At 72.6% G+C, this 21,723-nt stretch carries 17 protein-coding genes and 3 pseudogenes; 8 read left to right on the forward strand and 12 right to left on the reverse strand.

What is annotated here, in order from left to right; all coding sequences use genetic code 11:
- Window positions 1–12 precede the first annotated feature (12 nt).
- Window positions 13–2,277 (reverse strand): ATP-dependent RecD-like DNA helicase, encoded by a 2,265-nt coding sequence (locus SNR22_RS22325; protein ID WP_320068590.1) that lies wholly within the window; start codon window positions 2,275–2,277, stop codon window positions 13–15.
- A 72-nt stretch (window positions 2,278–2,349) separates the two neighbouring features.
- Window positions 2,350–3,183: a glycosyltransferase family 8 protein gene (locus SNR22_RS22330; RefSeq protein ID WP_320068591.1), complete on the reverse strand. Its 834-nt coding sequence runs from the start codon at window positions 3,181–3,183 to the stop codon at window positions 2,350–2,352.
- A 314-nt stretch (window positions 3,184–3,497) separates the two neighbouring features.
- Between SNR22_RS22330 and SNR22_RS22335 the strand changes: the two genes are divergently transcribed.
- Complete coding sequence (locus SNR22_RS22335) at window positions 3,498–4,007, forward strand: mycothiol transferase (RefSeq protein WP_320068592.1); 510 nt, start codon at window positions 3,498–3,500, stop codon at window positions 4,005–4,007.
- A gap of 42 nt (window positions 4,008–4,049) precedes the next feature.
- On the opposite strand, the gene SNR22_RS22340 is transcribed toward SNR22_RS22335, so the two are convergent.
- Entirely contained in the window at window positions 4,050–5,099 is a 1,050-nt protein-coding gene (locus SNR22_RS22340; protein ID WP_320068593.1) for an NAD(P)-dependent alcohol dehydrogenase, read from the reverse strand.
- Between the two features lie 154 nt (window positions 5,100–5,253).
- Entirely contained in the window at window positions 5,254–5,937 is a 684-nt protein-coding gene (locus SNR22_RS22345; RefSeq protein ID WP_320068594.1) for a Pr6Pr family membrane protein, read from the reverse strand.
- Window positions 5,938–6,088: 151 nt separating this feature from the next.
- Between SNR22_RS22345 and SNR22_RS22350 the strand changes: the two genes are divergently transcribed.
- Window positions 6,089–6,544 (forward strand): hypothetical protein, encoded by a 456-nt coding sequence (locus SNR22_RS22350; protein ID WP_320068595.1) that lies wholly within the window; start codon window positions 6,089–6,091, stop codon window positions 6,542–6,544.
- Window positions 6,545–6,548: 4 nt separating this feature from the next.
- Entirely contained in the window at window positions 6,549–7,589 is a 1,041-nt protein-coding gene (locus SNR22_RS22355) for a polyprenyl synthetase family protein (protein ID WP_320068596.1), read from the forward strand.
- A 12-nt stretch (window positions 7,590–7,601) separates the two neighbouring features.
- Here the strand turns inward: SNR22_RS22355 and SNR22_RS22360 are convergent, their stop codons facing one another.
- The 7 genes from SNR22_RS22360 to SNR22_RS22390 all read right to left on the reverse strand — a co-directional run bounded on the left by SNR22_RS22360 (window position 7,602) and on the right by SNR22_RS22390 (window position 14,434).
- Window positions 7,602–8,108 carry a DinB family protein gene (locus tag SNR22_RS22360; protein WP_320068597.1) on the reverse strand — a complete coding sequence of 169 codons (507 nt, stop codon included), beginning with the start codon at window positions 8,106–8,108 and terminating at the stop codon, window positions 7,602–7,604.
- A gap of 200 nt (window positions 8,109–8,308) precedes the next feature.
- The gene (locus tag SNR22_RS22365; protein ID WP_320068598.1) at window positions 8,309–8,704 is read right to left on the reverse strand and encodes a hypothetical protein; all 396 of its coding nucleotides are present in this window, start codon (window positions 8,702–8,704) and stop codon (window positions 8,309–8,311) included.
- A gap of 105 nt (window positions 8,705–8,809) precedes the next feature.
- A complete protein-coding gene (locus SNR22_RS22370; protein ID WP_320068599.1) occupies window positions 8,810–9,439 on the reverse strand; it encodes a hypothetical protein in 630 nt (209 codons plus the stop codon).
- 69 nt (window positions 9,440–9,508) lie between these two features.
- Window positions 9,509–10,738: a cellulose-binding domain-containing protein gene (locus SNR22_RS22375; protein WP_320068600.1), complete on the reverse strand. Its 1,230-nt coding sequence runs from the start codon at window positions 10,736–10,738 to the stop codon at window positions 9,509–9,511.
- A gap of 77 nt (window positions 10,739–10,815) precedes the next feature.
- The gene (locus SNR22_RS22380) at window positions 10,816–11,691 is read right to left on the reverse strand and encodes an alpha/beta fold hydrolase (protein ID WP_320068601.1); all 876 of its coding nucleotides are present in this window, start codon (window positions 11,689–11,691) and stop codon (window positions 10,816–10,818) included.
- A gap of 61 nt (window positions 11,692–11,752) precedes the next feature.
- Window positions 11,753–12,976, reverse strand: coding sequence for a glycosyltransferase (locus SNR22_RS22385; protein WP_320068654.1), 1,224 nt, complete (start codon window positions 12,974–12,976; stop codon window positions 11,753–11,755).
- A gap of 234 nt (window positions 12,977–13,210) precedes the next feature.
- The gene (locus SNR22_RS22390) at window positions 13,211–14,434 is read right to left on the reverse strand and encodes a globin domain-containing protein (RefSeq protein ID WP_320068602.1); all 1,224 of its coding nucleotides are present in this window, start codon (window positions 14,432–14,434) and stop codon (window positions 13,211–13,213) included.
- A 179-nt stretch (window positions 14,435–14,613) separates the two neighbouring features.
- Here SNR22_RS22390 and SNR22_RS22395 point away from each other — a divergent pair, with 179 nt between their 5' ends.
- Window positions 14,614–15,039 carry an Rrf2 family transcriptional regulator gene (locus SNR22_RS22395; RefSeq protein ID WP_320068603.1) on the forward strand — a complete coding sequence of 142 codons (426 nt, stop codon included), beginning with the start codon at window positions 14,614–14,616 and terminating at the stop codon, window positions 15,037–15,039.
- 50 nt (window positions 15,040–15,089) lie between these two features.
- On the opposite strand, the gene SNR22_RS22400 is transcribed toward SNR22_RS22395, so the two are convergent.
- Window positions 15,090–16,346: a hypothetical protein gene (locus tag SNR22_RS22400; protein WP_320068604.1), complete on the reverse strand. Its 1,257-nt coding sequence runs from the start codon at window positions 16,344–16,346 to the stop codon at window positions 15,090–15,092.
- A 221-nt stretch (window positions 16,347–16,567) separates the two neighbouring features.
- Between SNR22_RS22400 and SNR22_RS29440 the strand changes: the two are divergent.
- The 4 genes and pseudogenes from SNR22_RS29440 to SNR22_RS22410 form a co-directional block, all read left to right on the forward strand.
- Window positions 16,568–18,028 (forward strand): annotated as a pseudogene (locus SNR22_RS29440) (ATP-binding protein); the annotation flags it as partial.
- Window positions 18,002–18,457 (forward strand): annotated as a pseudogene (locus SNR22_RS29445) (Hint domain-containing protein); the annotation flags it as partial. The pseudogenes SNR22_RS29440 and SNR22_RS29445, both read left to right, overlap by 27 nt.
- Before the next feature lie 6 nt (window positions 18,458–18,463).
- Window positions 18,464–19,102, forward strand: a pseudogene (locus SNR22_RS29450) (toprim domain-containing protein); the annotation flags it as partial.
- Window positions 19,103–19,182: 80 nt separating this feature from the next.
- On the forward strand, window positions 19,183–21,672 hold the full coding sequence (locus tag SNR22_RS22410; protein WP_320068606.1) for a DNA topoisomerase (ATP-hydrolyzing): 2,490 nt from the start codon (window positions 19,183–19,185) through the stop codon (window positions 21,670–21,672).
- Window positions 21,673–21,723 lie beyond the last annotated feature (51 nt).

Below are 21,723 nucleotides of genomic sequence, written 5' to 3' on the forward strand. Positions count from 1 at the left end.
CCGGCCCCCGGCTCAGGGCCGGCCGGGGGAGAGCCGGTGGGTCAGCGCCGTGTGCCGGCGGCCGGTGCCCGCGGTCCGCACCGCTATCGCCAGTGCCCTGCGCGAGCCGGCCAGCACGACCAGCTTTCGGGCGCGGGTGACGGCGGTGTAGAGCAGATTCCGCTGCAACATCGGGTACGCGCCCATGGTCACCGGCACCACCACCGCCGGGTACTCGCTGCCCTGCGACCGGTGCACCGTGATGGCGTACGCGTGCTGCAACTCGTCGAGCTCGTGGAACTCGTAGCTGACGTCCTCGTCCTCGTCGGTGCGTACGACCAGGGTCTGGTCGTCGACGTCCAGGGCGGTGACCACCCCGACGGTGCCGTTGAAGACCCCGGCCGTGCCCTTGTCGTAGTTGTTGCGGACCTGGATCACCTTGTCGCCGATCCGGAAGACCCGCCCGCCGTGCCGCCGCTCCGGCGTGCCCTCGCGGTGCGGGGCGATCGCCTGTTGCAGCAGGGTGTTCAGGTTCCCGGCACCCGCCGGCCCACGCAGCATCGGGGTGAGCACCTGCACGTCGCGGGGGCGCAGGCCGAACCGGCGCGGGATCCGTCGGGCCACGATGTCGACCACCTGCTCGGCGGTGACCTCCGGGGAGTCGCTGGGGAAGAGAAAGAAGTCGGGGTGCTCGCCGAACACCGGCGCCTGCCCGGCGTTGATCCGGTGCGCGTTGACGACCACGCCCGACTCCTGCGCCTGCCGGAAGATCCGGGTCAGCCGCACCCGGGGCACGGTGTCGGCGGCCAGCACGTCGCGCAGCACCTCGCCGGCGCCCACCGAGGGAAGCTGGTCGACGTCGCCGACCAGCAGCAGGTGCGCACCGGGCGGGATCGCCTTGACCAGCTTGTTGGCCAGGATCAGGTCGAGCATCGAGGCCTCGTCGACCACCATCAGGTCCGCGTCGACCGGGTTGTCCCGGTCGAAGGTGGCCTCCCCGCCGGGGCGTAGCTGGAGCAGGCGGTGCACGGTGGTGGCCGGGTGGCCGGTCAACTCGGTGAGCCGCTTCGCCGCCCGGCCGGTCGGCGCGGCCAGCACGATCTTCGCGTTCTTCGCCGCGGCCAGCTCGATGATCGACCGTACGGTGAACGACTTTCCGCAGCCGGGGCCCCCGGTCAGCACGGCCACCCGGGAGGTCAGCGCCAGCCGTACCGCCTGTTCCTGCTCCGCCGCCAGCTCGGCGCCCGTGCGGGCCCGCAGCCAGGCCAGCGCCCGGGGCCAGTCCACGTCGGCGAAGGCCGGCATCCGGTCCACCGGGTCGCGCAGCAGCCGGACCAGGCTCGCCGCGAGGGCCGACTCGGCCCGGTGGAACGGGACCAGGTATATCGCCGGGATGACGGCGCCCTCGTTGCTCCGGTTCGGCACCGCCTCGGCGACCACGCCATCCTCGGTTGCCACCAGCTCCGCCAGCGCGGCGGCGACCAGCGCCGCCGGCACCTCCAGGATCGCCGCGGCGTCGGCGACCAGGTTCGGCTCCGGCAGGTAGCAGTGGCCGTCGTCGGCGGCCTCGGAGAGCGTGAAGCGGATGCCGGCGCGCACCCGCTGCGGGCTGTCATGCGGGATGCCGACGGCCTTGGCGATCCCGTCGGCCGTCCGGAAGCCGATGCCCCACACGTCGGAGGCCAGCCGGTACGGGTCGTCGCGGACCACCGCGATCGAGTCGTCGCCGTACTGCTTGAAGATCCGAACGGCGTGCGAGGTGGAGACGCCGACCCCCTGGAGGAAGATCATCACCTCCTTGATGGCCTTCTGCTCCTGCCAGGCCGCGCCGATCGCCGCGGTGCGCTTCTTCCCGAGGCCGTGCACCTCGACCAGCCGGCCGGGCTCCTCCTCTATGATCCGCAGCGTGTCCACGCCGAAGGCGGCGACGATCCGGGCCGCCATCTTCGGGCCGATCCCCTTGATCAACCCCGAGCCCAGGTAGCGCTCGATGCCCTGGATCGTCGCCGGCAGCACAGTGGAACAGCTGTACACCTCGAACTGCCGCCCGTACTTCGGGTGCGACCCCCACCTGCCGACCAACCGCAGTCGCTCCCCGGGTTGCGCGCCGGGCAGGGCGCCGACCACGGTGAGCAGGTCGTCGCCGGAGCGGTCCGTGGCGACCCGGGCGATGGTGTACCCGGTCTCCTCGTTGGCGTACGTGACGCGCTCCAGCACCGCCTCGAGCACGGTGCCGCGCGCGGGGGCGCCGGGGGCCGTCGGCGGATGGGCGACCGGCGCGGTCGGGTTCGCGGGCATCGCCACGATGATGGCAGAGGCTTCGTCGTGCGCGGCCACCGCGACCCGCCGGCCGGGAACCGGCGCCGAAGGTCAGCGGCGGGTGGTGATCACCAGGCCGCCGTGGCGACGGCGGTGCCGCCAGTAGAGGTCGCGCCGGGCGCCCTTGGGGAAGCCTGCCTGCCAGGGCTTGATCGGTCCGGCGGGGTGGACGACCGCCGAGTCGGAGAGCTTCCCGCCGAACTCCGGCTCCCGCCGCCAGGCCATCAGGTCGTTCCACTGCCGGGGCAGCCGCAACCAGTTGCCGTACACCGCGTAGTTGAGGGCGTCCTGGTCCGGATACCGCGACTCACGGGCGTGCCGGGCAAGGTACGACAGCGACTTCTCGGTGACCTCGTACTCCTTCCACCGCAGGACGTCGATGAGCAGCACCCCGGAGTTGAAGTACAACGCCCACGGGTCCAGGTCCGGGTACCCCGCGAGGCCCGGGATGCCGCCCATGTCGAGCAGCCGCCGGTTGAACGGGTCCATGACCGCGCCCAGCGGGGTGCCGCCCATGTCGACGTCGAAGAGGGGGGCCAGCGTGTTCGTGCACATCGTGTCGCAGTCCAGGTAGAGCACCCGCCGCACATCGGCGGGGAGGGCGGCCGGGACCAGCAGGCGCAGGTACATCGCCGAGGACAGGTACGACATCACCGGGTCGCTGCTCCTGGGCAGGCTGACCCGGGAGGCGTCCACTCGGAGGTACTTCACCGAGGCGTCCGGCCCGGCCGCCTCCGTCAGGATGGCGCGCGCCGCGGTGGTCACGTTGTCGGCCGCGATCAGCCAGTACCGGATCGACCGGCCCGGGTTGGACTCGGCGACGGTCGACATGACGACCGCCGCGTGGGAGGCGTAGGCGGCGTCGAAGGTCAATGTGATATCCACGGGCTCTCCTCCGCGCGGCTAAGCGTGAACCCCGTGAAATTTATTGTCGAATTGCGGGCTCCGCAAGAAAGTAGCGCATTCAATCACCCGTATCTTCGCTGCTGGTAGGGCTGGGGTGATCTCCCCTGCATTGACCCCTGAATATCTCTTCGGCGCTTGACCGCGAGCCCGGCGGTCGGTGCGGGCCGGGCGGTCGACGACCGGGCGGCCGGGCGGGCCCGACGGCTCGGCGCAGGTTCCTTGCGCCGGCCGCAGGTTTGCCGGGCCGCTCCTGCGGTACTGCGCGGGGGAGACCCGACGCCGAGGAGGACCGCATGGACGTGACCGACGTGCTGACCGAGACCTACGGCCGGCTGCCCGGCCTGGTCCGCGCCGCCGTGCAGGGGTTGTCGCCGGAGCAGTTGCGCCGGGTGCCCGCGCCCGGCGCCAACCCGATCGGCTGGCTGGTGTGGCACCTGACCCGGATCCAGGACCACCACGTCGCCGACCTGCTCGGCGCCGAGCAGATCTGGGTCACCGGCGACTGGGCGGGCCGGTTCGGGCTCTCCGCCGACCCGGACGACACCGGATTCGCGCACACCCCCGAGCAGGTCGCCGCCGTCCGGCCGGAGAGCGCGCGGGCACTGCTCGACTACTTCGACGCGGTCGCCGAGCGGACCCGGGGCTTTTTGGCCGGACTCCGGCCCGGGGACCTGGACCGGGTGGTCGACGAGGACTGGGACCCGCCGGTGACCCTCGGCGTCCGGCTGGTCAGCGTCGCCGAGGACGACCTCCAGCACGTTGGTCAGGCCGCCTACGTGCGCGGCCTGCTCGACGCCGACTGACCGGCGGGCTGCGGCCGCGAAACCGGCCCGGCCCGCCGCCGGTCACGGCACGATGACGGCCCGCCCCTCCAGGGACCCGTCCTGCATCTGGCGGTACGCGTCGACGGCGTCCTCCAGGGCGAACCTCGTGATCTTCGGTCGGACCAATCCGCGTGCGCCGAGGTCCAGCACCTCGATCAGCTCGGGCCGGCTGCCCCAGTACGTGGTCTGGATGCTGAGCTCGTACGGCACGGAGAAGAACGAAACCGGCAGCGTGCCACCGCCGATCCCGACCACGGTGAGGTCCCCGAGGGTGCGGGCGGCGGCCACACCGAGCGTCATCGTGGCGTCCGCGCCGACGAAGTCGAGGACCACGTCCGCGCCTCGGCCGCCCGGGGTGGCCTGCCGGATCTCCTCGGCGGTCCGCGCGCCGGAGCGCAGCGTCAGGTCGGCCCCGTACTCCTCGGCGAGCTTCAGCGCGTCGGCGCGGGTGTCCACCGCGATCACCCGGGCCGCCGTGGTGGCCTTGAGGATCTGCACGCCGACGTGCCCGAGCCCGCCGACGCCGATCACCACGGCGGTGCTGCCCGGCGCCAGCTTCTGCCAGGACCGGCGGATCGCGTGGTACGGGGTGAGACCGGCGTCGGTCAGCGGCGCGGCCAGCACCGGGTCGAGCCCCTCGGGCAGCGGCACGACGTGCCGGGCCTGGTGGACCAGCTCGTACTCGGCCATCCCGCCGTCCAGGCCGAGCCCACCACCCCCGCCGGGCACCGGCGCCGCGGCCGGGTTCTCGCAGTACGGGTCGTTGCCCACCCGGCAGCGGTCGCAGGTGCCGCAGCCCCACGGCCCGTAGACCGCCACCGGCTGGCCGACCTCCAGGCCGGTCACCCCGGCGCCCAGGGCGTGCACCCAGCCGGCGTTCTCGTGGCCCAGGGTGAACGGCGGGTTCCAGGGCACCGCGCCGGCGTCGAAGTCGTGCATCAGATGCAGGTCGGAGTGGCAGGCGCCGGCCGCGCCGATCTTCACCACCACCTGCCCCGGACCCGGGGTGGGCTCGTCGACCTCGACCAGTTCGGGCTCGGACTTCCATTTCGGCAACCGCAGCGCGCGCATTCGGGTCCCCCCGTTCCTCCGGCGTCAACATTCCGCCTGTGAGCTGCCCGTTCAGCGCCCAGGCAAACGGCTGGCGGCACCCGGAGCCGGCGATCCGGCGGGGCCCGCCGGTACCCGGGGCCGGGCCCGGCCGAGGGTGTGCCGGCTGCGGGGTTCAGGCCCAGTTGTCCGGAGTCGCCCCGATCGGGTGGGTCCGGTTTTCGCCCGGGCGGGCGCGTCGGGACAGGCCCCGGTCCACGCCCACGAGGAGCAGCCCGAGCAACCAGAACGCGAACGCGAAGAACAGCGAGCTGAGCCCGACGCCGGCGTAGCCGAGCTGCCCGGCGTCGACGAACGGGTACGGGTACCGGTGCACGATCAGGCCCCGGACCAGCGCGAATCCCAGGTACGCCAGCGGGAAGGCCAACCACCAGGCGGCGTGCCGCAGCCTCAGCCGGCCGCGCGGGTCGAACAGCGTCCAGTCGGCGACCGCCAGCAGCGGCACGACGGTGTGCAGGAACTGGTTGCCCCATGCCTCGCCGAGCGTGCGGTCCGGCTGCGCCATGGCGAACGGGCTGGCCGGGTTGGCCAGCACCAGGTGGTACACCACCCCGGTGATGGTGATGTAGAGGGTGAGCGCGCCCTTGAGCACCGACGGCGGGTCGGGCCGGCCCCGCCATGCCTGCCAACCGGCGTAGCCGGCGGGGAGGCCGGCAGCGACGTTGCTCTGGATCGTGAAGTACGGCAGCAGCCCGGTGATCGTGGCCGGGCCGAGGGCGGTGAGCGCGATCCCGGCCAGCACGCTGATCACGATGGCCAGGCGCAGGGTGACCGCCACGCGTCGACGCCGCAGACTCATCGGGGCAAGTTACCAGCCGGGAACCCGCCGGCCACCGGCCGAAGGTGCCCGGCGGAGGCGGACCGGGTGGGTCGACATCCTTACAGTCCGCCGCCTGGCCTCCCCTTCGGTGCGAGACTCCGCCCCAGGCAACGTCGGTGGAGGAGAAGCCATGTCAGACCCGAAAGCGCAGACCACAGGCTCCGACGAGCGGTTCGACCGGGTCGGTGAGACCCTCTCGGAGGCGGTGACCCGGGCGGCGTCCGTGTTGGAGGAGGAACTGGCCGGGGGCGTCGAGAGCGCCCGACGGCTCACCGAGCGGCTCACCGCGGACCGGCGGGTCGACCCGGCGGCGTTCGACGAGGTGGTGGGGCGGGTCCGCAAGGACACCCACGCCCTGATCGACATGGTGGTCGGCCAGCTTCCCACCCCGGCCTCCGGCGACGACCTCACCCGTCGGTACGCCGCGGACGCCCACGACGCGCTGGACAGCCTCCTCGACCTCGCCCGGCTCACCCCCGAGTTCGCCAACGGGCTGCTCGACCGGGTCTCCGCCGGCACCCGCCGGGCCGAAGGGGACCCGGTGGCCCCGGGCGCCAAGCCGGGCGTGCCCGCCGACGGCCGCTGAACCGGTGACCGCCACCGTGACCGACAGCCCGGTCGACGTGCTGCTCGCGCGCTACCGGGCCCGCACCATGGCCACCCTGCTGGCCGAACTGCCCACCGGCGGCCCCCGGTATCTGTACGACCTGGTGGCCGACTACCCCGGCCGGGCGGGCAAGGGACTGCGGGCGGCGCTGTGCGTGGCGACCTGCCGCGCGTTCGGCGGCACCGACGACGACACCGTGGTGAACGTCGCCGCCACCGTCGAGCTGTTCCACAACGCCTTCCTCATCCACGATGACATCCAGGACGGCAGCGAGCAGCGTCGGGGCGCCCCCACCCTGTCGGCCCGCTACGGGGTTCCGGTGGCGCTGAACGTGGGCAACATGACGAATCTGCTCGCCCTGGACCGGCTGCTGGCCAACCGGGACGTCCTCGGCTCCGGCACGACCTGGGAGTTGGTCGAGCAGACCCGGTTGATGCTGCGCCACTCCCTGGAGGGGCAGGCCATCGAGGTCGGCTGGATCCGGGACAACGCCTGCGACCTGACCGCCGACGACTACTACCGGATGTGCCTGAAGAAAACCTCCTGGTACACGTGCGTTTATCCGTGCCGCACCGGCATCCTGGCCGTCGGCGACGGCCGGCCCGGGATGGACCGGCTGGACCGGTACGGCTGGTTCCTCGGTGCGGCCTTCCAGATCCAGGACGACGTGCTCAACCTCGTCGGCGACTACGCCCGCTACGGCAAGGAGATCTCCGGCGACCTGTGGGAGGGCAAGCGGACGCTGATCCTGATCGACTTCCTGGACCGGTGCACCGCGGCCGAGCGGGAGCGGGCGGTGCGCTTCCTCGGTGCCGCCCGCGTCGCCCGGACCGCCGCGGAGGTGCGTTGGCTGCACCGCCGGCTACTCGCGTACGACAGCGTGACGGTGGCCCAGGGACAGGCCCGGGACCTGGCCGACGCCGCCCGCACGGAGGCCGCGGCGGCGCTGGGCGAGCGGGCGGACTCCGAGGACGGCCGGTTCCTGCTTGCCCTCGCCGACTACGTCGTCGACCGGTCCGGGTGAGCCTCGGGCGGGTCAGCCCATCGTCTTCGCCCCGTCGATCGCCTCCCGGATGATGTCGGCGTGCCCGGCGTGCTGGGCCGTCTCGCCGATGATGTGCAGCAGCACCTGGCGCACCGACCAGCTGGCTCCGGGCTCGAACCAGGGCTCCTCCGGCAGTGGGTAGGCCGCGTCCAGGTCCAGCGTGGCCACCAACTCGTCGGTCGCGGTGGCCACCCGGGAGTAGTCGTCGAGCAGGCCGGCCAGCGTCTCCCCGTCGGTCATCCGGAATTGGCCGGCCCAGTCGACCGGGGTGGCCTGCATCGCCTCCGCGCCACCGACGGTGAACCGCATCCACCGCTTCTCGGTGGTCGCGACGTGCTTGATCAGGCCGGCGAGGCAGAGCTCGCTGACGGTGCTGCGCGCGGCGGCCTGCGCGTCGGTGATGCCGTCCACGGTGTGCCGTAGGAACGCGCGGCGCTGGTGCAGGGCGTTCAGCAGGTCGGCCCGCTCGCCGGTGAGGAGCTGCTCGGTACTGGTCATGCCACCGTCCTTGGTGTCGAGGTCAATGGCACCCTAGCCACCCCCACCGACAGCTCCGGCCACTCCGCACCGTGGTCCGCTTCCACGGCCGCAGCGCCGCGTGGGCCAGCGGCACAACTGCTGCGGAGACCAGGAGCGCGACACCGCCCGCCTGGTCGAGGTCCTGGCGCCGGCGACCGTGCCGGCCTGCGGGATGCGGGTCAGCCGCGCCGGCTAATGCCCTCCGGGTGCATGCCGGTCGACTCCTCCAGGGAGTTGTCCGGCAGGTCACCGCCGGCGGTGTCGTCCGGGAACGTACGCCGCGACGGTGCCGGATCGGGTGGCGCGCCAGGGCCCGCCTCGGTGACCGGGGTCTTCTCGACGGTGCCGAACCCGTGCCGCCCCTCGGGCGGCGTGGGCGAAGCCGGTGCGCCGGCCCGCCGGTCGCCGAGGTTGCCCGGTGGCACCGCGGTCTCCTCGCTGCCCTCGTTCATCGGTGAGTCCTCACCGGCGCCCCACGGCGGATCGGCGTCGAACCCCTCGCTGGTGTCGGTCGGGGCGGCGGACCGCGGTCCGCGTGCCTCCCCGCCGGTCGTCGATCCGTCCCTGTTCGTCATGGCCACCTCGCTGGTCGGTCTGCGCCACCGGGCGCTGGTTTCCCGCCCGCGCGCGCCGCCCATGCCCCGCCGATCCGGCCCGGCGCGGCACGGGTGGCGCCGCGGTCAGCGGCCGGACATCGCCATGTGACGCCTGACCGCGTCCATCGCGACCATGTTTCCCATCATCTTGTGCGTGTTGCCGAACCCGCCGACGCGGCCCAGGATCCCCCGGAAGACCTGGCCCGGTTTCTGCTGCTCACCCATGTACGCCGTGACCACCACCATCGCGCCGGTGAGCGCCGGAATGGCCCACTGGAGCATCTTCAACTGCCGTTGGCAGGTGGCCACGTCGGTCGGCGTCTGCGGGTTCGGCTCGGTCGTCCCCTCGACGGATGGGCCGCCCGCCTTCTGTAACCGCATCCCGAGCAGTCGGCTGTATGCGGTGACCGCGAGCGCGCTGACCGTGAGGGCCGTCTTCACCACGCTCACCCTGGCCACCCCGGACTGGGCGACCACCCGGGGGCTCTCGGTGACCAGCTCGCCGACGGCGCCGACCAGGTGCGCACCGATCGCCGCCGCGTTGACCGGCGTCCACCGGGCCCACCCCGCCGAGGCAGTCGGGAGCCGCTGGGTCGAGTCGTTGACCTGCGCCGCCGCGCCGTTGACGCCGAGCGCCCCCATCAGCGAGCCGCCGAACCAGGCCGCCAGGCCCAGATCGTGCATCGAGCGCAGTGTGGTGTGCCGTTCGGACATCTGATCCCCTTCCAACGGTACGGGCAGGGCGGCATACCCGCCGATCGCGGGAATAGGCACCGTGACGCGTCAGCGGCCGTAGCGGCTCTTCAGGTGGCGCCACCAGTCGCGGAACATCCACTTGTCGAACTCGGTGATGGTCGTCGCGCTGCCGGCCTGCATCAGGAAGCCACCGACGCCGGTGGGCGTCCAGTCGTAGAAGTCGTCGAGCCCGAAGGTGTGGCCTACCTCGTGCAGCAGGATGTGCATCGAGTCGGTGTTGAGGTTGGCCATGAAGTACTCGCGGCCCACCCGCTGGCCCCAGTCACCGCCCGCGCCGCCGCCGAACCCGTCGGTCAGCCACAGCGACTGGTCGTAGTGGTGGCCGGCCCCGCCGGGGCAGTTCGGGTACTGGCCGCTCTGGTTGAAGAACCGGCCGCAGGGCTCGGCGCACTGCGGGGCGTTCTCGCGGATGTTGTTGACGTAGATGTCGACGGAGCTGTCCGACCACTGCAACTGGTTGCGGTCGCGGACGGCCCAGCCGACCACCTTGACCGGCACGTCGCCGTACGGCCAGCCGTTGTGGCCGGCCATGACGTCCATCCACTTCTTGTACTGCCGGGAGAGCGCGGCGTGGATCTGGTCGCGCTGGGCGGCGGTGACCGTGGCGCTGGAGTCCCACCGCACGCAGAAGTTGAGGTAGCCGCGGTTGGCGAAGACCTGGTCCCAGCCGTAGTTGCGGAAGCCGTACAGGTTGTTGTAGGTGCTCTCCTGGTGAGCCCACACCTCGTTCAGCGGGGTAACCAGGTTCGCCGGGGGGCTCCATCCGGTGCTGGGTGGCCCGGTGGGCGTCGGAGCCGGAGTCGTCGGGGCCGGGGTGGTGGGGCCGGGCGTCGGGGTGCCGGTGCACGTCACGCCGTTGACGGCGAAGGACGTGGGGGCCGGGTTGCTCGCCGTGTTCCAGGTGCCGTTGAAGCCGAACGAGGTGCCGCTCCCGGTGGGCAGATTGCCGTTGTGGCCGACGTTCGTCGCCGTGACCCGGGCATCGCTCTGGGTGACGGTCGCGTTCCACGCCTGGGTGACGGTCTGCCCGGTGGTGAAGGACCAGGTCAGCGCCCAGCTGGTGAGGGTGTCGCCGAGGTTGGTCAGGGTGACGTTCGCGCCGAAGCCACCGGGCCACTGATTGGTGAGCTGGTAGTCGACGCGGCAGCCGCCGGCCGCGGCCTGGGCGCCGGTGACCGCGAGGCCCGCGCCGGCTGCGGTGGCGAGGGTGGCGACGGCGGCCGTCGCCAGCCGGGCGCCTGTTCGGGACAGCGTCATGGGATCCTCCTCCGCCTGGGCCCGGTGACCCGCCCCGGGATGGCCACCAGGTAGAGATTGAATGTTGTGAATCTAAACTAACCCGAGCGGCGGGAGCCTGGCAAGCCGGCGGCGAAGGCGGCCACCCGCGCGGCCACCGGCGCGCCGGCGCGTACCCAGAGGAAGTGGTCCAGCGGGACGCCGGCCTGCACGGTCGTGTAGCGCTCGCGCGCGATGGTGGCCGCGGCGAGCTTGCCGCAGAGGTGGTCCAGGGTGGGGTGCGGGGTGTACTGGTCGTCGTCCACGCTCAGCGCGAGGACGGGGACGTCGAGCGCGCCCAGCGACGCCTCGACGTCCACCCCGTCGAGGGCGGGGAAGCGGCCGGTGCGCGCTGTGTACGCCCAGTCCCGGATCACCCCGCGGGCCTGCCGACCGCCGAAGCCCCAGCCCGGCCAGACGCCGAGCAGCCGGGCGGTCGCGGCGATCCCCTGCGTGTACGGCAGCACCCCGTACCTGCGGGGGGCCGGGTAGTCGCGCCAGTACGGCACGCCCACGGCGATCAGCGCCAGCCCGTCCACCGCGCCCGTGCCGTGCAGGGCCAGGTGCAGCAGCGCCGCCTGGCCGCCGAGGGAGTGCCCGAGCAGGATCGTCGGCCGGCCGTCCAGTCGCGGCTTCAGCGCGGCCAGCACCGCGCCGACGTCGGCGGCCAGCTCGGCGTAGCCGTACCGGCAGGCCCGGCTCGGGGCGGGCGTGCTCGCGCCGGTGCCCCGCAGGTCGGCGACGATCACGGCGAGGCCGGCGGCCCGCAGCGCTGCGGCGAACGGCCGGTAGTACCGGGCCCGCACCCCCATCGCCGGCCAGATCACCACCACCGGGGCGTCGGCGGGGCCGTCGGGCTCCGGGTACACCTGCACCCCGAGCCGGGCGCCCTCGACGTCGACGAACTCCTGCGTATACTCCTCGGCCGTGTTCACCGGCCCAGCGTACGGCGGTAAGCTACCGGCGAGTAGCAAGGGTGGCGCGGGTGCCCGGCCGTCAGGCCGCTGCGGGGGCCGGCACCGGGCGGGCGACGGTGGCGACCGCCTCGTACACGATGTTGAGCTGCTCGGCGCAGCGCTGCCACGAGTAGCGGCTGCGAATCCGGTCCAGCGCCGCGGTGGCGTACGTGAAGCGCCGCACGTTGTCGCCGAGCAGCCGGCGGATCGCGGTGCCCAGGGCCCGGGGGTCGCGCGGCGGCACCAGCTCGCCGGTGAGCCCGTCGACGACGGTGTCGGCGATGCCGCCCACCTCGCTGCCGATCACCGGAACGCCGCAGGCCATGCCCTCCAGCGCGGTCAGGCCGAACGGCGCGTGCCACGGGGCGGCGACCAACAGGTCGGCCGAGCGGTACCAGGCGCCCAACTCCTCGCGGGGCACCGCGCCGACCAGCTTCACCCGGTCGGCCACCCCGCACGACCGGGCGAGCGCGTCGAGGCGCCGGGCGAAGCCGTCGGCGGGCAGCAGCCCGGCCGGCGGGCCGCCCACCACCACGCACTCGGCCTTCGGCGTCATGACCATGGCTCGGATGACGTCCTGGAAACCACTGCTCTCCACCATCCGGCCCACGGTCAGCACGCGGGACAGGGTCGGGTCACGCGGGGCGACCGGGCCGTCCGGGCGGAAGAGCCGTTCGTTGACCCCGGTGGGCACCAGCGCCATCCGGGATCGGGGCACGCCGAGGCGGATCAGCTCGCCGATCTCCTCCTGGCACTGCACCACCACCAGGTCGACCGCCCGGCCGAGAGCACGCTCGTAGCCGATCCGGCTCGGTGGGCCGGTGTCCCGGCTGCCCGGGTGCCGCTGCGGCGCCGTGCCGAGGGAGTGGTACGTCAGCACCACCGGCACCCCGGCGCGCCGGCCGGCGTGCACGGCGGCGAGGCCGCTCCTCCAGAAGTGCGCGTGCGCCACGTCGGGCAGCCAGGCCCCGTCGCGCCACTGGCCGGCCAGCCACCGGCCGAACTCGCCCGCGTACGGCAGCAGTTCGTCCCCGGGCAGCCGGTGCGCCGGACCGGCCGGCACGTGCAGCACCTCGTAGCCGTCCGGGGTGGCGACCGCGTCGGGCAGGGTGGGGGAGTCGCGGCGGGTGTAGACGCGCACGTCGTGGCCCTGGTCGACCAGTTCCGCCGCGAGCTCGGCCACATGCGTGCCCTGCCCGTCGGTGCTCGCCCCGCGCGGGGCGGCGAGCGGGCTGGCCTGCTCCGAGATCATGGCGATCCGCATCAGTTCCTCCTCCATCCGCCCGTCCCGGCCGGCGGGAAGCCCATCGAGCCGGCAGGGTTCCCTGGAACGCGCACCACAGGTCCCTACCCCCGCCTTCGCCTCCTAACCTCCTCGGGCCGACCCGCCGTCGCGCCACGACCGGTCGACGAGCAGGCCGGCGGAGCCCGAAGCCCGGTGGCCGTTGCTGGTGGCCGACGCGCCGTCGTCGTCCGCAGTGGCGACGCGGGCGGCGGGTCAGGCCCCGTCGCGGAGCATGCCGGGGCCGAAGACCTCGTAGGCGATCCGGTCGCTGGGAACCCCACGACGCAGCAGGGCGCTGCGGACCTGGTTCATGAAGGGCAGCGGGCCGCAGAGGTGGATGTGGGCGTCGGGAGTGAGCGGGATCAGCTCCGGATCGACGCGCCCCGGGCTGATCCGCATCGGCAGCTCGGCGAGCGGCACGTCGGTGGCGGCGACATCCTCGTACCAGAGCGCGGTACGCAGGTTGGGCAGGGCATGGTGCAGCCGGGGCAACTCGTCGCGGAGCACGTGCGCGGTGCCGGCCCGGTCGGCGTGCACCAGCGTCACCGGTCGCTGCGGCGCGGTGACCGCGAGGTGCTCCAGTGCGGCCATCGCGGGGGTGAGCCCGATGCCGGCGCTGACCAGCACCAGCGGCCCCTCCCCGGCCACGGCGCTCACCTCGCCGAACGGCGGGCTGAGTCGCAGGGTGTCGCCGACGGCCACCCGCTCGTGCAGGAACGTGGAGACCAGGCCGTCGGGTGCGTCGGCGGTGCTGCGGACCCGCTTCACGGTGATCCGCCACTGCGCCGCGCCGGGCCGACCGGAGAGGCTGTACTGCCGGATCTGCTGCCCCCGGCCGCCGTCGAGATCGACCGCGACGGAGACGTACTGGCCGGGAACGAACTCCGGCACCGGGCCGCCGTCGGCCGGCTTCAGACCGAACGACACGACGTCGGCGGTCTCCCGGACCCGCTCGGCCACCCGCCAGGCCCGCCAGACCGGCTGCCCCTCGGCCACCCCGGCGCCCTGGTAGAGCCGGGCCTCCCGGGCGATCAGTTCGCAGGCCAGCAGCCAGTACGTCTCGTCCCAGGCCGCGGCGACCTGCGGGGTGACCGCGTCGCCGAGCACCTCGCCGACGGCGGCGAGCAGGTGCCGGCCCACGACGGTGTACTGCGCCGGGGTGATGCCGAGCGAGACGTGCTTGTGCGCGATCCGGTCCAGGATCGGCCCCCACGGTGCGTCGCTGGCGCCGACCAGGTGCTCCGCGTACGCGACGACGGCGGCGGCCAGCGCGGCCTTCTGCTGCCCGTTGGCCTGGTTGCCCCGGTTGAACAGGTCCAGCAGCTCCGGATGGGCGTCGAACATCCGCCGGTAGAACCGGCCGGTGATCGCCTCGGCGTGCGCCTGCACGGCGGGCAGGGTCGCCCTTACCACCGCCGCTGATGACTCCGTGAGCATGACGTGTCCTCCTGCGATCGTCCGGTGTCGTCACCTTTCGTCGACGACGTGCCCAATAAACAGGAATCTGAGATTCCTCTTCAGGGTCGAAGGTCCCGGGTGCTGAGTTGCCCGGATCACACCGGAGGCGGGTCGCCCGGCCCGGGTCACGGCGCGCTCGCGGTGGCTAGGGTCGGTGCGTGAAGCTCAACCGGTCCACCGACATGGCCCTGCGCATCGCCATGCTGACCGCCGCCTCCCAGGCCCGTACGACGGTGGACGAACTGGCCGAACAGCTCGCGCTGCCGCGCAGCCACGTCGCCAAGGTGGTGCAGCGGCTGCAGAAGATCGGGGTGCTGGTGACCATCCGGGGCCGCTCCGGCGGGGTGGCCATCGCCGAGGCGGCCGGCGAGCTCACCGTCGGCGCGGTCGTGCGGGCCTTCGAGGGCGACGACGAGGTGGTCGCCTGTGAACAGCCGGCCTGCCCCCTGGTCACCGGCTGCCGGCTGCGTGGCCAACTGCGCCGCGCCCAGGAGGCGTTCCTCGCCGTCCTCGACGAGACGCGGCTCGGCGACCTGGTCGACGGCCCGACCGGCCCCCTCCTGCTCATCCTCGGCCGGAGATGACGAAAGGGCCCCCTGTTGCCAGGGGGCCCTTTCGTGCCGGCTGCGGGCGGTCAGCTGACCCTGATCGTCCCGTCCCCGGAGCGGACGCAGGTCACCGTGCGGGCGGCGGCGGTGACGGCCCCGGCCAGGCAGCGACCCAGCACCTGGTGTCCGGCCGCGTTCGGGTGCCACGACTCCTGACAGGTCTGGAAGTAGCTCACGCAGGTGTTGGCGATCCGCTGGATGTCGATCTTGTCCTTGCCGGCGAGGCTGGTGACGAAGGTGCCGCTCGCACCGTCCTGGAGCCGGATCGGCGTGGCGAGCGAGCCGGACGGGCTGGTCGACTGCTCACAGAGCCGGGCCCCGTCGAACGCCCGCTGCACGTTGAGGTAGACCAGGTCGGCGGCGGGGAACTCGCCGGCCAGGGTGCTGCGCACCGAGCCGACCAGGGTGCCCAGCCCGGAGGAGAAGCGGTGCCCGGGCAGCAGGCTCGCCCGGTGGATGGGGCAGCCGGCCGCGTACCGCTCGGCGCCGAGGTCCCGGAACTTGTCCCGGGTGTCGTCCCGGCTGTCCTCCTCCCAGTAGTTCGAGGCGAGGTCGAACGGCAGTGGGTTGGTGTAGTCCTGGAACACGATCCGGTGCTGGCCGTCGGCGTCGATCTGGTCGAGCGTGGTGAGGATCTGGCGTACGGCCGCAGTGGTCTCCGCGGTGGCGGCGCTGAACTGCGCCGCGGTGGCCAGGTCGGCGTCGGAGCACGGTTCCTGCGGCACCGGCCCACCCAGGTACGCCCAGAACTCCCACCATCCGGTCCACGCGTCGGCGATGAACCGGTTGGCGCACTTCTCCGCCACGCTGCCGAAGGTGAACGAGCTGTTGTTCGAGCCCAGGCCCACGAGCACCACGTCGATGTCGTGGGTCTGCCCGACCGCGCGGAGCTGGTCGAGCTGGGAGGCGACCGAGCGACCCTTGGTCCGGTTGGCCGAGGCGTTGGCGATGTCCTGCGGCTGCCCGCCCGAGCAGGCCAGGTTGAACCGGGCCTGGATGCCCGGAAGGTTGGCCTGGAACAGCGAGGCGTTGGGGGAGCGGTGGCAGAAGTAGGCGTTGCCGTTCGCTGCACTCCAGCCGGGGAAGCCCTGGCTGACGCCGTTGTTGTCGACGACCGGGGAATACGAACCCGCCCCCTCGCCGCTGATGAAGCTGTCACCGAGGGCCACGGCAGCGGTGGGGAGAGCGGCTACCGCCGGGGCTGGCAGCGCGACGGCGGTCGACAGCGCCGCCGCCGCGATGGTCAGCGCTGCCGCGAGCGTGGTACGACGGAACACGGACATGCGCGTCCTCCAGAAATCCATAAATGCGAAAGTCTTTTTGAGATGGTGATCACATCACGGGTGAGTGATGGGCGTCAACGTCCCGACCCGATTCGGGGTTCGGGTAGGGAAGCAGCAGCCGCAGCAGCGGCGGCGGCACCGCCCGTACTGCGGGGTGCCGACGTCCTGTCCCACCTCCCGGTTAGGCTCCCTGCGGCGCGCCGCGCGAGGTGATCGAGCCGGTGAGCGGCACCACCACCGCCGAGACCTGGGAGTACGACCAGTTGACCGCACAGCCTGAGACGCTCTACGGGGCCGACGACCTGACGCACCTCGAGGGCCTGGACGCCGTCCGCAAGCGCCCCGGCATGTACATCGGCTCGACCGACAGCCGTGGCGTGGGTCACCTCGTCAACGAGATCCTCGACAACTCCACCGACGAGGGTGTCGCGGGTCATGCCACCCGGGTCGCGGTGATCCTGCACGCCGACGGCTCCGTGCAGGTCGACGACGACGGCCGGGGCATCCCGACCGACGTGCACGCCAAGTCCGGCATCTCGGGCGTCGAGCTGGTGCTCACCCGGCTGCACGCCGGCGGCAAGTTCGGCGGCTCGGGCTACAAGACCTCCGGCGGCCTGCACGGCGTCGGCGCCTCCGCCGTCAACGCCCTGTCCCAGCGCTTCGACGTCACCGTCCGGCGCAGCGGCAAGGTGCACGCCATGTCGTTCCGGCACGGCGTGCCCGGCGTCTTCGACGGCCCCGGCCCCGAGGACCCCTTCACCCCCGGCCCCGGCCTCCAGATCGTCGGGGCGATGAAGCGCGGTGAGCACACCGGCACCTCGATCCGCTACTGGCACGACGCCCGATACTTCGAGACCGGTGCCGTCCTGGACGCCGACGCCGTCCGCCTCAAGCTGCGCAACACCGCGTTCCTCGTCCCCGGCGTGAGCTACCTGCTGCGCGATGCCACCGGCGAGGAGCCGGTCGAGGAGACCTTCCACTTCCCCGACGGCCTCACCGACATGGTGGAGTTCCTCGCCCCGAGCGGCGACCGGCCGGTCTCCGGCACCCTGCTGGTCACCGGCGAGGGCACTTACCGGGAGAACGCCGCCGACGCCAACGGCGTCATGCAGTCCAACGTGCAGCGACGCGCCGAGGTCGAGGTGGCGTTCCGCTGGGGCACCGGATACGAGCGCACCGTCGAGTGCTTCACCAACACCATCCGCAACGCCCATGGCGGCACCCACCGCAAGGGCTTCGAGCGCGCCATGGCCCGCACCCTGGCCGAGGCCGCCCGTAACGCCCGGGGCCTGCTGCGGCCCAAGGAGGACGCCCCCACCCTGGACGACGTCCTGGAGGGCATGACCGCCGTGGTGCACGTGCGGATCCCCGAGCCGCAGTTCACCTCCCAGACCAAGGACGAGCTCTCCACCGCCGGGATCACCAAGGTGCTCCAGGGGCTGATCGAGGCGCACCTCAAGGCGTGGCTGGAGGATCGCCGCACCAAGGCCGAGGCCCGTACGGTGCTCCAGAAGATCGTCGACGCGGCCCGGGTCCGGCTGACCCAGAAGCAGCAGAAGGACGCCGCCCGGCGCAAGACCGCCCTGGAGGGCGCGTCCATGCCGCCCAAACTGGTCGACTGTCGCGCGACCGGGGTGGAGCGTAGTGAGCTGTTCATCGTCGAGGGGGACAGCGCACTCGGCTGCTTCACCGGCGACACGATGGTCGCGCTGGCGTCCGGTCGGAGCCGGTCGTTCGCCGATCTGGCCATCGACTGGGAGCAGGGCGTCAGCCACGTCGGCTACACGACCGACACGGCCGGCGGGGTGCTCGTCGCTCCGCTGGTGCAGCCGCGGCTCACCAGGCGCGACGCCCCGCTGGTGCGGGTCACCATCGACGGCGGTGAGTCGGTGCGCTGCACTCCCGACCATCTGTTCCGGCTGGGCGACGGCTCCTACCGGCGTGCCGACGCGCTGCTGCCCGGCGACTCCCTGATGTCTCGCGTGCGCGAGGAGGCCTTCGCGGTGAACCACCGGGTGGTGTCGGTCGAGCCTCTCGACGAGACGGCGGACGTCTACGATCTGACGGTCGAGGGCCACCACAACTTCGCTCTCGAAGCCGGGGTGTTCGTCCACAACAGCGCCCGGGTGGCACGGACAGCCGAGTATCAGGCGCTGCTGCCGATTCGCGGCAAGATCCTCAACGTGCAGAAGGCCAACCTCCAGCAGGTGCTGGACAATGTCGAGTGCGCCGCGATCGTCCAGGTGCTCGGTGCCGGCTCCGGCCGCACCTTCGACCTCTCGGCGCTGCGGTACGGCCGGGTGCTGATCATGGCCGACGCCGACGTGGACGGCGCGCACATCCGTACCCTGCTGATCACCCTCTTCGCCCGGTACATGCGCCCGCTGATCGAGGCCGGCCGGCTCTACGCCGCGATGCCGCCCCTACACAAGATCACCACGAAGGGGCGCAGCCCGAAGACCACCTACACCTACACCCAGGCGGAGATGGAGGCGACGGTCCGCAAGCTGGAGAAGTCCGGCAAGCAGATCGTCACCCCGATCCCCCGGTTCAAGGGTCTCGGCGAGATGGACGCCGACGAGCTGTGGGACACCACGATGAACCCGGCCACCCGGGCGGTCCGCCGGATCACCCTCGACGACGTCGACGCCGCCGAGCGGATCCTGGAGCTGCTGATGGGGGAGAAGGTCGAGCCGCGCCGCAACTGGCTGATCGACTCCGCCGGCCGGGTCGACCGCGGCGCGATCGACGCATGAGGTCCGCCCGCCGACACCCGACCGCCGCCCGCCGGGGAGAGGGCCGCCCGACCGTGGCCCGCCGAGGAGAGAGCTGAACCATGGCACGCCGTAAGAACACCGGTCCCCGGGCGGACCTGGCCGCCTTCGACCAGGCAGGCGCGCGGGTCTACGACAACCCGCTGGTCACCGAGGTCTCGGACTCCTACCTGGAGTACGCCTTCTCGGTCATCCACTCCCGCGCCCTGCCGGACGCCCGGGACGGCCTCAAGCCGGTGCACCGGCGCATCCTCTACTCGATGCACGAGGCGGGACACCGTCCCGACCGGGCGCACGTGAAGTCGGCCCGGGTGGTCGGCGACGTGATGGGCCGGTACCACCCGCACGGCGACACCGCGATCTACGACGCGATGGTCCGGCTGGCCCAGGACTTCTCGCTCAACGCCCCACTCATCGACGGGCATGGAAACTTCGGCAGCCCGGACGACGGCCCGGCCGCCGCGCGCTACACCGAAGCCCGGATGTCCCGGGAGGCGATGCTGCTCGTCGGTGAGCTGGGCGAGGACACCGTCGACGTCGAGCCCAACTACGACGGCTCGCTGACCCAGCCCACCGTGCTGCCGGCCGCGTTCCCCAACCTGCTCGTCAACGGCGCCTCCGGGATCGCCGTCGGGATGGCGACCAACATGATCCCGCACAACCTGGGCGAGGTCGTCTCCGCCGCCCGGTGGCTGATCAACCACCCGGACGCCGATCTCGACAAGCTGATGGAGTTCATCCCGGGGCCGGACCTGCCGACCGGCGGCGTGCTGCTCGGCCTGGACGAGGTGCGCCGGGCGTACGAGACCGGGCGCGGGGTGGTCCGGATGCGTGGCCGGATCGAGATCGGCCCGCTGGAGGGCAGCCGGGGCCGGCAGGCGATCACCGTCGTCGAGCTGCCCTATGGCGTGGGCGCGGAGAAGGTCATCGCCGCGATCACCAACGAGGTCAACAAGACCAAACGGCTCACCGGTATCGCCGACGTCAAGGACCTCACCGACCGGGAGAACGGCACCCGACTGGTCGTCGAGTGCAAGGTCGGGGTCAACCCGCAGGCATTGCTGGCCGACCTCTACCGGCTCACCCCGCTGGAGCAGTCCTTCGGTGTGAACAATCTGGTGCTGGTCGACGGGCAGCCGCGGACGCTCGGGCTGAAGGCGCTGCTGGAGGTCTTCCTGCGGCACCGCTACGAGGTGGTGACCCGGCGCAGCGCGTACCGCCGGCGCCGGCGGGAGGAGCGGCTGCACCTGGTCGACGGCCTGCTGATCGCCCTGCTCGACATCGACAAGGTGGTCCGGCTGATCCGGGGCAGCGACGACGCCCAGGCCGCGAAGGACGGCCTGATGCGCCAGTTCGCGCTCTCGGAGATCCAGGCCAGCTACATCCTGGACACTCCGCTGCGCCGGCTGACGAGGTTCGACCGGATCGAGCTGGAGGCCGAGCAGGAGCAGCTCCGTAAGGAGATCGCCGAGCTCTCTACCATCCTGGACGACGAGAAGGTGCTGCGGAAGCTCGTCTCCGACGAGCTGGCCGTCGTGGTGAAGCAGTTCGGCGCCGAGCGGCGCACCACCCTGGTCGACGGTGACCTCAAGGAGGTCCTGGCCGCGTCCGCGCCGGCCGGCCCCCTCGAGGTGGCCGACGACCCGTGCCAGGTGATCCTCTCCGCCAGCGGCCTGGTCGCCCGGACCGCAGCCGAGTCGGAGGAAGCCTCCGAGGGGCGTCGTCGCAGCGGCCGGGTCAAGCACGACGCGGTACGCGCCGTCGCGCACTCCACGGCCCGGGGGCGGGTGCTGCTGGTGACCAGCGCGGGCCGGGCGTTCAAGATCGACGTGCTGCCGCTGCCGGTGCTGCCCGAGCAGGCGGGCACGGTGTCGCTGCGTGGTGGCATGTCCGCCACCGAGTTGGCGCCGTTGGAGCCCGGCGAGACGGTGGTCGGCCTGGCCCCGCTCGGCCCGGCGGCCGACGGTTCGCCGGGGCTGGCCCTGGGCACCCGGCAGGGCGTGGTGAAGGTGTGCGCCCCGGACTGGCCGGTCCGCTCCGACGAGTTCGAGGTGATCGGCCTGCGCGAGGGGGACGAGGTGGTCGGGGCGAGCTGGCTCACCGACGGCAGTGAGACCCTCGCGTTCGTCTCGTCCGAGGCGTCGCTGCTGCGCTTCTCCGCGTCGCTGGTGCGCCCGCAGGGGCCGAAGGGCGGCGGCATGGCCGGCATCAGCCTGCCGGCCGGATCGCGGGTGGTCTTCTTCGGGGCGATCCGCACCGACGACCCGGGGCACGGCGAGCCGATGGTGGTCACCTCCAGCGGTGCGACGGTGAAGGTGACGCCGTTCGAGGCGTACCCGCCGAAGGGCCGGGCGACCGGCGGGGTGCGTGCGCAGCGGTTCCTCAAGGGCGAAACGGACCTGGTGGTGGCCTGGATCGGTTCGCGCCCGGTGGGCGCGACGGGAACCGGCGACCCGGTGGAGTTGCCGCCGGCAGACCCCCGCCGGGACGGCAGCGGTTTCGCCGTCATGCTCGGCCCGTCGGTCATCGGCCACCAGATCGAACGCGACTGATCCACAGGCGGGCGGGGCCCGGCGATCTCAGGCCGCCGGGTTCCGCCCGTT

The organism is Micromonospora sp. RTGN7 (assembly GCF_033804645.1).
In the GTDB taxonomy this organism is placed as follows: Bacteria; Actinomycetota; Actinomycetes; order Mycobacteriales; family Micromonosporaceae; genus Micromonospora.

Excerpts from the sequence above, each read along its gene's own strand:
- SNR22_RS22350 (WP_320068595.1), top strand. The coding sequence starts at position 6,089 with ATGTCAGACCCGAAAGCGCAGACCACAGGCTCCGACGAGCGGTTCGAC.
- SNR22_RS22340 (WP_320068593.1), bottom strand. The coding sequence starts at position 5,099 with ATGCGCGCGCTGCGGTTGCCGAAATGGAAGTCCGAGCCCGAACTGGTC.
- SNR22_RS22335 (WP_320068592.1), top strand. The coding sequence starts at position 3,498 with ATGGACGTGACCGACGTGCTGACCGAGACCTACGGCCGGCTGCCCGGC.
- SNR22_RS22360 (WP_320068597.1), bottom strand. The coding sequence starts at position 8,108 with ATGACCAGTACCGAGCAGCTCCTCACCGGCGAGCGGGCCGACCTGCTG.
- SNR22_RS22385 (WP_320068654.1), bottom strand. The coding sequence starts at position 12,976 with ATGCGGATCGCCATGATCTCGGAGCAGGCCAGCCCGCTCGCCGCCCCG.
- SNR22_RS22325 (WP_320068590.1), bottom strand. The coding sequence starts at position 2,277 with ATGCCCGCGAACCCGACCGCGCCGGTCGCCCATCCGCCGACGGCCCCC.
- SNR22_RS22400 (WP_320068604.1), bottom strand. The coding sequence starts at position 16,346 with ATGTCCGTGTTCCGTCGTACCACGCTCGCGGCAGCGCTGACCATCGCG.
- SNR22_RS22375 (WP_320068600.1), bottom strand. The coding sequence starts at position 10,738 with ATGACGCTGTCCCGAACAGGCGCCCGGCTGGCGACGGCCGCCGTCGCC.
- SNR22_RS22365 (WP_320068598.1), bottom strand. The coding sequence starts at position 8,704 with ATGACGAACAGGGACGGATCGACGACCGGCGGGGAGGCACGCGGACCG.
- SNR22_RS22345 (WP_320068594.1), bottom strand. The coding sequence starts at position 5,937 with ATGAGTCTGCGGCGTCGACGCGTGGCGGTCACCCTGCGCCTGGCCATC.
- SNR22_RS22370 (WP_320068599.1), bottom strand. The coding sequence starts at position 9,439 with ATGTCCGAACGGCACACCACACTGCGCTCGATGCACGATCTGGGCCTG.
- SNR22_RS22390 (WP_320068602.1), bottom strand. The coding sequence starts at position 14,434 with ATGCTCACGGAGTCATCAGCGGCGGTGGTAAGGGCGACCCTGCCCGCC.
- SNR22_RS22410 (WP_320068606.1), top strand. The coding sequence starts at position 19,183 with ATGGCACGCCGTAAGAACACCGGTCCCCGGGCGGACCTGGCCGCCTTC.